12 protein-coding genes are annotated in these 12,489 nt (G+C 39.1%); 3 read left to right on the top strand and 9 right to left on the bottom strand.

All coding sequences use genetic code 11. The features are described from left to right. Positions 1-37: 37 nt before the first annotated feature. From I7H67_RS15380 to I7H67_RS15345, 8 genes are all read right to left on the bottom strand, one after another. Positions 38-1,288 carry an NADH:flavin oxidoreductase/NADH oxidase family protein gene (locus I7H67_RS15380; protein WP_151768045.1) on the bottom strand — a complete coding sequence of 417 codons (1,251 nt, stop codon included), beginning with the start codon at positions 1,286-1,288 and terminating at the stop codon, positions 38-40. Between the two features lie 8 nt (positions 1,289-1,296). Continuing rightward, positions 1,297-1,683: a helicase gene (locus I7H67_RS15375; protein ID WP_198308241.1), complete on the bottom strand. Its 387-nt coding sequence runs from the start codon at positions 1,681-1,683 to the stop codon at positions 1,297-1,299. A 47-nt stretch (positions 1,684-1,730) separates the two neighbouring features. Beyond that, positions 1,731-2,594 (bottom strand): alpha/beta fold hydrolase, encoded by an 864-nt coding sequence (locus I7H67_RS15370; protein WP_013197762.1) that lies wholly within the window; start codon positions 2,592-2,594, stop codon positions 1,731-1,733. 24 nt (positions 2,595-2,618) lie between these two features. Then, positions 2,619-3,632: an alpha/beta fold hydrolase gene (locus tag I7H67_RS15365; RefSeq protein WP_080027185.1), complete on the bottom strand. Its 1,014-nt coding sequence runs from the start codon at positions 3,630-3,632 to the stop codon at positions 2,619-2,621. A gap of 275 nt (positions 3,633-3,907) precedes the next feature. Continuing rightward, the gene (locus tag I7H67_RS15360) at positions 3,908-5,512 is read right to left on the bottom strand and encodes a GMC oxidoreductase (RefSeq protein WP_198308240.1); all 1,605 of its coding nucleotides are present in this window, start codon (positions 5,510-5,512) and stop codon (positions 3,908-3,910) included. 80 nt (positions 5,513-5,592) lie between these two features. Then, positions 5,593-7,053 carry a class I adenylate-forming enzyme family protein gene (locus I7H67_RS15355; protein ID WP_198308239.1) on the bottom strand — a complete coding sequence of 487 codons (1,461 nt, stop codon included), beginning with the start codon at positions 7,051-7,053 and terminating at the stop codon, positions 5,593-5,595. A 38-nt stretch (positions 7,054-7,091) separates the two neighbouring features. Continuing rightward, a complete protein-coding gene (locus tag I7H67_RS15350; RefSeq protein WP_198308238.1) occupies positions 7,092-8,009 on the bottom strand; it encodes an alpha/beta hydrolase in 918 nt (305 codons plus the stop codon). Further along, positions 8,006-9,112: an enoyl-CoA hydratase/isomerase family protein gene (locus I7H67_RS15345; protein WP_198308237.1), complete on the bottom strand. Its 1,107-nt coding sequence runs from the start codon at positions 9,110-9,112 to the stop codon at positions 8,006-8,008. Before I7H67_RS15345 ends, I7H67_RS15350 begins: the two co-directional genes overlap by 4 nt. A 148-nt stretch (positions 9,113-9,260) precedes the next feature. Here I7H67_RS15345 and I7H67_RS15340 point away from each other — a divergent pair, with 148 nt between their 5' ends. Beyond that, the gene (locus I7H67_RS15340) at positions 9,261-9,959 is read left to right on the top strand and encodes a TetR/AcrR family transcriptional regulator (RefSeq protein ID WP_151988267.1); all 699 of its coding nucleotides are present in this window, start codon (positions 9,261-9,263) and stop codon (positions 9,957-9,959) included. Between the two features lie 54 nt (positions 9,960-10,013). Here I7H67_RS15340 and I7H67_RS15335 read toward each other — a convergent pair whose 3' ends face one another. Then, positions 10,014-10,400 (bottom strand): alpha/beta fold hydrolase, encoded by a 387-nt coding sequence (locus tag I7H67_RS15335; protein WP_198308236.1) that lies wholly within the window; start codon positions 10,398-10,400, stop codon positions 10,014-10,016. A gap of 175 nt (positions 10,401-10,575) precedes the next feature. Between I7H67_RS15335 and I7H67_RS15330 the strand changes: the two genes are divergently transcribed. Together I7H67_RS15330 and I7H67_RS15325 are read left to right on the top strand one after the other, a co-directional pair. After that, positions 10,576-11,379: an oxidoreductase gene (locus tag I7H67_RS15330; protein ID WP_151988268.1), complete on the top strand. Its 804-nt coding sequence runs from the start codon at positions 10,576-10,578 to the stop codon at positions 11,377-11,379. A 55-nt stretch (positions 11,380-11,434) separates the two neighbouring features. Then, a complete protein-coding gene (locus I7H67_RS15325; RefSeq protein ID WP_198308235.1) occupies positions 11,435-12,433 on the top strand; it encodes an NADP-dependent oxidoreductase in 999 nt (332 codons plus the stop codon). The last annotated feature ends 56 nt before the right edge of the window (positions 12,434-12,489 follow it).

The following is a 12,489-nucleotide window of genomic DNA, read 5'->3' as shown; positions in this document are numbered from 1 at the left end:
GGAGTGCTTTTTATTGGCCTGATGTAAAGTAAATGGGTTATTTTGCTCGGCTACGTTGGGTGGCATAAGTTCCCCAACCACTGAGTAAAACTGATTTAATAAATGCCCATAACCCACTTTCCTTAGGTTTCGGCTCTTTACCTTTACCAATCCGTTTGAGTTGTTGGGTATACCAAAGTACTTCCATAATCCCCAGACTATCAATTTTTTTGATGCCAGTTTTGATGGGTTGCACTGACTGAAAACCATTTTTTCCTGCCAGTAAAGATTTGGGTACATCAGGTTCAATTGCCATAAGTCTTGCAATTCCAATGACATCACATGCATGGGACTGCAAAGCTTGATCCATACCTTCTACAGTTCGGAATCCACCTGTTACCATCAACGGCGTTTTTACGAGTAATCTCACTTTTTCTGCGAAATCAATAAAGAAAGCTTCGCGTGCGATTGTCGATGCTTTTTGTGGAGCTTTGGCTACACCAGATTCGTAAGTACCACCCGATATTTCAATCAGGTCAATGCCTGCATTCGCTAATGCCTGAATGGTTTCTAAAGAATCTTGCTCGGTAAACCCGCCTTTTTGAAAGTCTGCCGAGTTAAGCTTAATCGCAATAGGAAACTCTTTACCGACTTGTTTTCGGATCTCTGCATAAACTTCCATTAAGAAACGGCGACGTTTTTCTGGTGTACCACCCCACTCATCATTTCTTAAATTGTGCAAAGGTGACAAAAACTGGTTAATCAGATAACCATGCGCAGCGTGAATCTCAACTCCACTAAAGCCAGCCTTTTTACATATCGCAGCGCTACGCCCAAAACGCTGAATAATTTCTAAAATCTCTTCGTGTGTTGCTTCATCAGGTGTTGCAAATAAAGACTGCATTTCTGCACCAAATGGCACTGCCGATGCAGAAATATTCCGTACATTTAATCCTTTCGGTGATTGTTTTCCCGGATGATTTAACTGTGCCCATAATTGAGAACCTTGTTCGGTCACGGTTTTTGCCCATTTCTGTAAAATTGCAAAATCACGTTCATCCTCAACCACTACATTACCAGCCTCACCTAAGGCTTTGCGGTCAATCATAATGTTGCCAGTTATGATCATCCCAATCCCTGATGCGGCCCAACGCTGATATAGCCGAACATGTTTTTCGTTTGGATTATTTGAATAGCTGGCTAAAGTTTCACTGGTTGCAGCCTTCGCTAACCGGTTTGGAATGATGACACCATTCGGTAAAGTTAAAGGCTGATTCAAAAGATTCGTTTTTAATTGCAGATGAGTCATGGCTTATCTCACACAGTTAAAGAGGGTTTTGAATGGGGTTGAATAAAGTCCACTAAACTTTGAAACCACATCACATCCACAAAATTTCCGGTAATGACAAGGTCTTGTGTTCTAAGTGCAGTTAAAAAAGTGTTCACACTGTCTTTGGCTGACAACACTGCAAACCCTTTGCTACCCGTTTTAAACGTAAAGGTAAAACTTGGTGACTTGGTTAGCCCCGAGTAAGAGTTAATCTTGCCATTTTTCACTTCGAAATAGCGGCCTTCACCACTTGCTGTTTGAATCTGAAAGATGACATTTTTATCTTTCACATAAGCTGCGCATTTCGGGTTCTTTTTTACAGCACGCTGCATGAGCTTGGTCAGCATCCACAGCAATAATTTAAATTTCATCATTTTTATCTTCTTGATTCATCAAATTGAATGGACCGAACTCATAGGTATTATTCATCTAAAAACTGTATTGCATGTTTTACGAAGCGTTCAGGGTACTGAAATTGGGCACCATGTCCTGCATCGGGATAAATAAATAGCTGAGCGTTTGGAATGTTAAGTGCCATGTGATATGCATTGATGGTCGGAATCATCACATCATCGACACCATTTAAAATGAAAGTAGGTTGTTTAATCTCACGTAAATGTGCAAAAGGATCTTGTTCATCAAGTTTAGGTAAAAAATGCATATTGGCTTCTATCTGTGCCTGCATGACTTCAACTGAACTTGCTGGATCTTGGTTTTTACGCTCATGGCGACGTTGCCAAAATTCATGCCCCGCCTGAATAGCGGCTTCAGATCGGCCAAAAAATAAAAAGAGGAAGTCTTCTTCAGATGGCACAGCAGTTGTTGCATGTTTCAATACCAATGCAGCTACTTCTGGGTCATCACCGCGTGGTTTGCCACCTCTTGGTCCCGTACCTAAAAGCATTAGTTTTCTGACGAGTTCAGGATGGCGGCGTACTAAATCTTGTGCCTGAAACCCGCCCAGTGAAAAGCCTAATAGGTCAACCTGCTTTAAACCTAATGCACGAATGACTGCTGCCGCGTCGTCTGCCATATCTTCAATGCGAGTACGGGGCTGGCCAGTAGATGAAGCAATGCCGCGACCGTTAAACAAAATGACTTCACGCCCTTGCGCTAAACCATCAGTAATCAGTGGATCCCAATTGTCTAAACCACCTCGGAAATGCTGAAGAAAAAATAGCGGTGCTTGCTCTGTATTTGCATTACCCCATCGACGATAGGCAAAATTTGCTCCATCTACTTCAATGAATTGGGTCTCGGCTGTTTGGTGTGTAATTGTTGTCATGGTCATAGTCCTAAATTTAAGTTCTTATTTAGCTAAGAATGTAAGTGATTGTTTTACAAAATCTTCATTAAACTGAAATATTCCCCCATGACCTGCATCTGGATAGATTACAAGTGAACTATTCGGTAAGCGCTTTGCTAAATCATAAGTATTTACTGTTGGCACCATTCGGTCATGATCACCGTTAGCAACAAGAACAGGTTGTTGAATCACAGAAAGGTCAGCAGGTTTTTTACTTCCCCATTTTTTTAATGCTTTAAGCTGGGCACGATAGGCAGAAATGGTAATTTCTTTATCCCTGTTTTCAGTACGTTCATTAATACGTTGAATAAAGGCTTTTGCAGAAGCTTTACCATTTTCTGTACGAGTGAAGAAAAGATAAACCTTAGGGTCTTGACCAGTCACCATTCCACGAACTAAATCCCAATTAGAAACTCGCCCGACTGTACTAATTCCAGTACCGCCCGCAGGGCCAGTTCCCGATAAAATCATTTTTCTAACCAAATTCGGCTGTTTTAGCACAATCTCTTGTGAAATCATGCCGCCCATCGAAAAGCCAAATAAATCAACCTGTTTAAAGCCTTTTGCTTGAATGAAAGTAATCGCATCATCTGCCATTTGTTCAATTGACTTTGCTGGTTCACCAGTCGAAGCACCAACGCCGCGATTATCAAACACAACAACATGATGTTTTGCCGCAATTCCATCAATAATTCGTGGATCCCAGTTATCTAGTACAGCAGCTAAATGGTTTAAAAAAATGACAGGCGTTCCACCGTTTTGTTGACCATATTCTCGATAAGCGAAGTTAACGCCACCTGCACTAATAAATTGAGTTGGGACATTTGTCCAATTTGTATTGAGTTGGGGATTTTGACCGGCTTGCTGATTGATAACACTGTTTTTTGACACTTCATTCGCCTTAGTTAAGGGGGTGCTAAAAGAGAGTGATTCCACAGTCTCGGCCTGAGTTAATGGAGCACTAAAAATAGATATCGCCGTCAAACTCATAGCAACTGTATTTAATAAAAAATTCATTTCTCTGATCCTCAAATTTAATTCATTGATCTGATTCATCTGTTTTTATGAGTGATCTTTCAAAGAGAGAAAAGATAAAAACAGAGTAGGTATCGATTTAATATTAACTATATATTGATAAACCCCCTTTGTCACTATCTTTTTAGTACTAACTATTATTTACTTGAATTTCTTGTAAAAATTAAATGAAATAAAAAAGGACTGCTTCGTGTTTATACACAAAACAGCCCTTAAAATTACTGATCAACAGTTCAAGACTTAAAGGTTGGATATCTCTAGGGTTCTATTACTTTAGACATTGCATATTCAGCTAAAGCAGTAATTGTTAAAGCTGGATTTACCCCAGGATTTGCTGGCATTGCTGATCCATCACAAACCAATAAGTTTTTATATCCAAATATTTGTAAATTATGATCAATCACACCGTGAGCAGCATCTTTTCCAATGACAGCCCCACCTAAAACATGTGCTGTCGTCGGTATATCAGCTATTGCTTCTAAAATATTACTCTGTGCAACACCACCTGTATAATCAGCTACCCACTGTGCAGCCTGATTGGCAATATCAATATATGTTGGATTTGGCTTATCACTATTCTGCTTAGTAATTAATTTATATCCAGAACCAAACCAACGCTTTTTAGGTAAAAATTGGATTGAGTTATCTAGAGATTGCATTACCAACAACGTAATCATGTGCTGACTCCACCCAATAGGTGACACTGTTTTCAGCCATTGTGCCGGATGCCGCACAATTTGCCACAACCATTTGAGTGGCCGTGTTAATCGATTTCCGTTACCCACTAAAACGGTATACATCAAACTCATAAAGTCCGCATGTCGCCCATAGGTCAAAAACTCAATATGTGTGTTTTGATCAATATGTACGCTGCTACTTGCAGTGACGTCATTCCACGTTTTTAGATCTTTGGGCAATCTTACATTAAGCACAGATTCACTATTGGTACGCACCAATTGTCCTAATTTATTGCTGATATTCGGTAGTGAACCATTCAATTTACAATTGGCTAATAATTCATTGGTTCCCAGTGCGCCTCCTGCAAACACGACACCTTTAGTCGTAAACGTAATTTTTTTAGTAAAGAACAGCCCTTTTGTTTGAACTGTAACGCGATAGCCATCACTTCCATCTGATGCATTTAAAGGTTTAATATCAGTGACTTGATGTTCTGGTAAAATTTGAACACCTTTCTTTTCAGCAAACCATAAATAGTTTTTACTTAATGAGTTTACTGCTCCGACTCGACAACCAACCATACATGCTCCACAGCGAATACATCCTGTACGCTCTGGACCTTCACCTCCAAAATAAGGATCAGGCACTTTTTTGTCTGGCTCCCCAAAGAAAATACCTGTCGGTGCACGCTTAAATCCATCACTACAACCAAAATGAGCTGCCATTTCTTTTGCAATATTTTGATTTGTGGAATCAAATTTAATTGTCTCTACGCCCAGCATATATTCGGCTTTATCGTAAAATGGCGTTAAAACCTGTTGCCAATCATCACTAAGATGATTCCACTGAGGATTTTTGAAGAACTCTGGTCTAGCCCGATAGAGAACTCCACCATAAACCGTACTACCACCACCAACAGCAGATTGACTAGGAAAAAAAACATGGCGAAAAATCTTCATTCGCATGATTCCTTTCCATCCAATTGAAGGTACCCATAAAAATTTACTGAGCTGCCAAGTCGATTTAGGCAAGTCCTCATCTTTATAGCGTTTTCCACGCTCTAATACGGCAACTCGATAGCCTTTTTCAGCTAAGCGTAAGGCAGAAACGCTACCACCAAAACCAGAACCTATAACCACCCAGTCGTAATCAAATAATGGGCTGTCAGAAGAAGTGTTTCGCATAATAATTCCTCACTCTAGCTTGTTATCTTTTGGACAACCCATTTTTTAGATGCATGACGATATTTAGTAATTTCGACATTTTATGCTCCCTGAACTTGATATAGCCCACGAAGCTTAGGTTTATCAATTTTACCAACTGCATTTTTAGGAAGAGTCGGAAGAACAATCACTTTTTCTGGTTGCTTATAACGAGTCAAATGCTGCTTACAATACTGATTTATTTGATCAATTGAACATTCGGCATTAGGCTTAAGGGATATAAACGCCCAAACTACTTCCCCCCATTTTTCATCAGAAACACCAATCACAGCCGCTTCAAAAACTTCGGATACTTCGAGCAATGTATCTTCAATTTCTTTTGGATAAATATTTTCGCCCCCACGAATAATCATTTCTTTTAATCGCCCAACGATTGAAAGATATCCCTCATCGTCAATTCGACCTATATCACCTGTGTGTAGCCAACCATTTACAACCGTTTTGGCTGTTTCTTCTGGTTTATTCAGATAACCCCGCATAACGTTTTTACCTCGAATCAACACTTCCCCGATTTCACCTACAGATAAATGTCTTCCATTAAAATCAGCTATAGCTATTTTTTGACCGGGTAATGGCAGCCCTACCGTTCCAGCTTTTCTGATACCATTCACTGGATTTAATGTAGAGCCACACGTACCTTCCGATAAGCCATATGCTTCTACAATTGGAAAACCATATCGCTTTTCAAAATTAACGAGTAAATCAGCTGAAGCAGGCGCAGCTCCACAAACTCCATAACGTAAACTAGATACGTCTGGCACAACCTCTTTAGGCAAGGCATATAACATTGCGTAAATAGTAGGCACTGCTGAAAAATATGTTGGGCGCAAATGCTCTATATCAGTAAAGAAAGTTTCTATATCAAATCTTTGACGGATGGTTACACGGCCACCAGAAGCAAGAGGAACAAGAATACTCACAACAATTCCATTGACGTGGAATAAAGGTAAAATCAAAAGGCAGTGGTCTTTTTCAGATATTTGTAATCCCTCACGCCCCATTTCTGTCATAGCCACAATATTTGAATGATCTAACATGACTCCTTTTGGTAAACCCGTTGTACCACTTGTATATATTAATAAAGCCAATGCCTCAGGATTAACAACTGGGGCATGTTGAAACTCATCACCATGCTTGAGCATAGTTACAGCTGTTGAAGAGACATTATTATCAATTTTCTCACCTGTTAAATTGATGAGTAGTTTTGCTCCTGAATCCTTTAACTGATGATTTGCTTCTTTGTGCGTAAGCATAGGATTAATTGGAGTTATAGCCGCTCCTAAATACCATGCGGCAAACATGGCAACAACAAATTCAACTTGATTTGGTAGCATAAGTGCGACAACGTCACCCTCACAAATACCTTGGCTATCCATTGTGCCAGCTGCTCGAAGAACAGCTTTATGAAACTCATAATTAGTTAAAGAAATGTTCGAGTCAGAAATGCAGTGAGCATTTGGGGCTTCCTCTGCCCTTAATTTAGAAAGCATAGTAAATTGCATAGTAGTTCCTTTACAAATCTAGATGAAATCACAGCAAGTTAATTGAAATTTTGCTTAAGGAATTGAGTTTGATCGTTAACCAATTGCTCAAAAGCCTCACCTGTATAAAAATCAAAATGCCCTGCTTCATAACGTTTAATAACCCCACGTGGAGCATGTTTAACGAGTTTTAAAGTTTGACCTGCTGGTGTAACTGTATCGGTATCACTTACACAAAAGAGTATTGGGCTTTGGATTTTAGAAGCGACTAATCCAGGTCGATATCTTAGAATTTCTGGAATAATTCTTGCGGTTAAGTAATTTACGAATTCGACACCTTCTGGCATTAATGCTAGATACCCCTCTAACGCATCATGAGCGTTCATAAGAGCGGGCTGCCCCGGAGGAGCTGCAATTGGCACCATGACTGGCGGCAATCCAAATAGTTTTGCAAATAAATCTTTGGCTACGACTGGAATTACTTTTAAGGTATCTTTTAAGCCTAGTGCAGACGCTGAAGCTAAACCATCTGTGAACGGACACTGTGCAATTGCAGCTTTAAGTTCTGGATGTCTGCTCGCAATAGTAATTGCATGCCCTCCACCGAAAGAACTTCCCCAAATTCCTACACGCTCACCATCAAGCGACGGATAGCTTTTTACAAATTTTAAAGCTGCTTCCCAATCATCTAATTGGCGATTTACAGACATGAGTTGACGAGGTTCACCACCACTGTCGCCAAGATATCGATAGGTAAAGGCTAAAGCAGCAATACCCGCTTGGGCAAAACGTTCTGCGAAAGCATCTAATCTCATTTCTCGGATTGCACCGATACCATGCCCAAGCACAACTACAGGAGGTTTTGTTACCCCTTTAGGTAAAAATAGCCATGCAGAACAATAAGTTTCACCTGAATCAAAACGAATATCTTCTTTAATGACCTGATATTTAGAAACATTTACTTGATTTTTATTCATTTTTTATTTCCTTCAGACGCTAATGGAAGTGAGCCACTCTTTAAAGTTTCTTGAAATACTTCAGCATTATAGAAAGGTAATTTTTTACGTTGATCGGTTTGCTCTAAATAGCCTTTCATGAGCTTTTGTGCTGTCTCTGTTGGGGATATATGAATAAATTCAGTTCGCTCTCTATGCAGACCTTCTTCTAATGTTTCCGACCCACCAAAATATGCCGCACGCTTAATTGCAGCGCGTGCTGTTTTAGGACGTTTACTCAAATAAATTGCTCGCTCTAAAGCTTTATCGATCAACTGATCTTTAGGCACGACTTCATCTACATAGCCAATTTCTAACGCAACTTTTGGAGATACAGGTTTTCCTTCAAGCATCATCATTAACGCTCGATGAGTTCCCACTAATCTCGTTAATCGCTGAGTACCACCACCACCTGGATTAATACCCAGTAAGACTTCAGGTTGGCCAATCACATAATTGCCATCAGCCATAATTCTGATGTCACAGGCTTGTGCAAACTCGCTACCCAAACCCAGAGCAGAGCCATTTAATGCTGCGATAAAAATCACACCACTTCTATTCATTCGTAAAAAAGTTTCATGCAATTTATCTAATTGCATACCACCATCTAAAGGGGTAAGTTCCGCTAACTGCTCTAAGCCTGGAACTCCTCGAATACTTTTAGATGTACGTGCTACCAAAGAAGAAGTTTTTAGCCCCAGCTTTGGAATACTAGCTCCACCTTCTTGCAACCAACGGACATCAGCATGGGCAATAAAATAATCTGGATGATCCCCAGTAAAAATTACTGCCTCAACAGAGGTATGCTTTTTTTCAAGGTCATCTAATAGTTCAGATAACTCTTCAGCCATATCTAGTCCCATTAACTGATAAGGACCACCATCTAAGTGAGCAATGAGCACATTGTCATGAGTTTCCAATTTAATGTGCTTTCTCTGTATTTCACTATTAATCATTTCAGAACCCTTCTTTATTTGACTAACATTAGCCTTGCTATTACTTATATTTAACGACTGAGAATAATGACTACAGGCCGCTAAACTTATTGCTACTGCTGACAAAACAGCACTTTTAAGTATCTTCATGATGCAATCCTAGTCACCACATTTTATGTCTCTAAGCTCGATATCTCGCTGGAAGAATCCGTTCAGCTTTGCTTAACTTTTATTGAAAAAATATGAAATTAGTAGCTACTAAGCATTAACAATAACATTGTTATGGTTTAATATAACAATGTTATTTTTATTGCGCAATAACTTTGTTATGGAAAAAAAAAGTCCTCGTACACGTTTATTAGAAGCAGCAATGCGAATAATCGAAAACCAAGGTCCTTCTCAAATTAAAGCGAGAACTGTTGCTTTAGAAGCAGGTCAGTCCACTATGGGTGTTTATACTCACTTTGGCGGGGTGCCTGAGCTGCTGCAAGCCATAGCTGACGAAGGATTTACCCAACAAGCTCGTTTATTTAAAAGTATAGAAAACACAGACGAGCCAATGACAAACATGTGTTTAATGGCTTTAGAATGCCGAAATTTTGCTATGGCTAATCCGCATCTTTATGATTTGATGTTTGGCTTGTCTATTCAGGGACGATATACACCACTTCGGAGAAGTGAAGCTTCAGCCAATGAAAGTACAGAAGCATTTAAAAATTCTTATTCATACTTACGTCAAGAATGTGTCAATCTGATAGAAACAAAATATATTCGAGACATTGACCCTGATGTTATGGCGGCACAGTTATGGAGTGCACTGCATGGATTTATTATGTTAGAGCTTGGGCAACATTTTACTAGTTGCCCTAATCCAACCACCGAAATTCTAATTCCAATGTGTATTAATCTAATAGTTGGATTAGGTGCAGAAGCACAAATAGCAGAAAATGCGGCGAGTAAAGCTCTAACTATCTGGAATTCAAAGAATATCGTATAAAGCTAGCTATATAAAATGATGTCAACCGAGGCATCATTTTATACAATATTGAAGTTATTCTAAAAACTGAATTACCTTTCCCACAAAGTCTTGATGAAATTGAAATATTCCTCCGTAACCTGTGTCTGGGTAAATAATTAATAAAACTAAACCACGCGTTTCAAATTCAATCGCATCATCAGCCATTGCTTGAACAGTAGCTGGAGTTTTTCTTTGTGAACCGCCAACACTCCGATTGTCAAAGATGATGCCCCACTTTTCTTTAGCAATCCCATCAATGGCACTAGGATCCCAATCATCAATTACAGCACTAAAATGATTTAGCAGAATAATTGGTGTGCCTTCTTTTTTTCCAAATTCACCATAAGTAAATAAAGTCTCATCAACATTGAGCTTTAAGGTTAGTGAATGATTTGCAGAGCTTTTATTTTTTGTATTCAATTTCTTTCTCTATTAATTTTGAAATTGGTTTGAAAATCGTATGAGCCAATAAAAACTAGAAATAAATTCGATAAAAGTAACTATCATTTTAGTAGTAACTATTTTGTTTTTAGATTATGATGAAAATATCAAGGTGAAACTGAATAGCGAACACCTTCAAATTGGAAAAAATGGTATGACTGGTAAAGTAGTTCTAATTACAGGTGCATCTTCTGGTATTGGTTTAGCAACAGCAAACCTTTTACATGAGGCTGGATTTATTGTTTATGGCACAAGCCGACAAGCAAAAGATTCATCAAAATACAAATTTCATCTTATTGAGTTAGACGTAAATCAAGATGATTCAGTTGCCCAAGCCGTTGAGAAAGTAATAGCGACCGAAGGAAAAATTGATGTCTTAATTAATAATGCTGGGTTTGCAATAGCACCTGCTGGTGCCGAAGAAAGTTCAATGCAGCAAGCACAGGCTATTTTTGATACCAATTTTTTTGGTGCGGTTCGAATGACTCGTGCTGTGATTCCACATATGCGCCAGAAACACTCAGGATTGATCTTAAATATCAGTTCAATTCTTGGGCTTTTACCTCTGCCTTTTGGTGCACTTTACGCTGCTTCAAAACATGCACTTGAAGGCTACTCTGAATCTTTAGATCACGAATTAAGATCTCAAGGCATTCGTGTGTCACTTATTGAACCTGCTTACACTAATACTTCTTTGGGAGTAAACTTACTCGAAGCAGATAATAAAATTTCTTTTTACGATCAAACTCGTGAAAAGCTACATAAACAAATGATTAATTCAATTAATAAGTCAGATGACCCGAGTGTGGTTGCCAATACAATTTTAACCGTCATTCAAAGCCAACAGGTCGTACCACGCTACACAGCAGGAAAAACTGCAAAAAGCTTAAAAGCGTTAAGACGATTTGCACCTGCAAAGATCTTTGACAAATTAATTCACCGTAGCTTGAAAGTTTAGAACAAACCCAAGCCTATAAAACTTTAAAAATAATTTCGAGAAATAGAGGTTTCAAATGAAAGCAGCCTACATTAGCCGTTATGGCAATATTGATGATATACAGTTCGATGAACAGCCCAAACCTTCTCTAACCGAAGATGCCGTGCTTGTTAAAGTTCATGCAGCCAGCATTAACCCTCTCGACTTAAGAGTTTTAGAGGGTGAATTTAAAGCAATTCTCCCAGTGAAGTTTCCTTTCATATTAGGCAATGATTTTGCAGGTACAGTCGTAGAAGTTGGATCGAAGGTTACCCAGTTTAAAGCTGGAGATGAAGTCTATGCCAAGACAGATTTAAACGGCGCTTTTGCTGAATATACTGTGGTTCAACAGTCTTCACTTGCACTGAAACCGCAAAATATTTCAATGGAACAGGCGGCAGCCCTACCATTAGTTGCCTTAACTTCGTGGCAAGCACTAGTTGAAATTGCAAAAGTTAAAGCTGGTCAAAAAGTGCTTATTCATGCAGGTTCAGGTGGTGTAGGTTCAATTGCAATTCAACTTGCCAAATCACTTGGCGCTACGGTTGCGACCACAACTAGTGCCAAAAACAGTGGTTGGGTGAAAGAGCTAGGTGCTGACATCATCATTGACTATAAAACAATGGACTTTGAGCAAGAACTTAAAGATTACGACGTAGTCTTAGATACACAAGGCGGGAAAACCTTAGAAAAATCACTGAACGTTCTTAAACGTGGTGGACGTCTTATTAGTATTTCAGGACCACCTGACCATGCTTTTGCAGAGGCAATTAATCCGAACTGGTTCCTAAAATGTGTTATTCCGATGTTAAGCTGGTCAATTCGACATAAAGCAAAAAAACGCGGCATTACTTATACATTTTTATTTATGCAGCCAAATGGTCAACAGCTCTCAAAAATTACTGAACTGCTAGAAGCTGGAAAAATTAAACCCGTAGTTGACCAAACCTATGACTTTATTCAAATTAAAGAAGCGCTCCAATATGTAAATACTGGACGAGCAAAAGGGAAAGTTGTTTTACAATTTGATGAATAAGGTACATAGCTCAAATATTATCTAGATTACGCAAGAGTTCGAAGATTATATAGCCG

The sequence above is a fragment of the Acinetobacter sp. ACIN00229 genome (genome assembly GCF_016106645.1).
Classification (GTDB): domain Bacteria; phylum Pseudomonadota; class Gammaproteobacteria; order Pseudomonadales; family Moraxellaceae; genus Acinetobacter; species Acinetobacter oleivorans.
The sequence above is the reverse complement of the archived record's forward strand: the minus strand, read 5'-3'. Positions and strand labels throughout refer to the sequence as shown.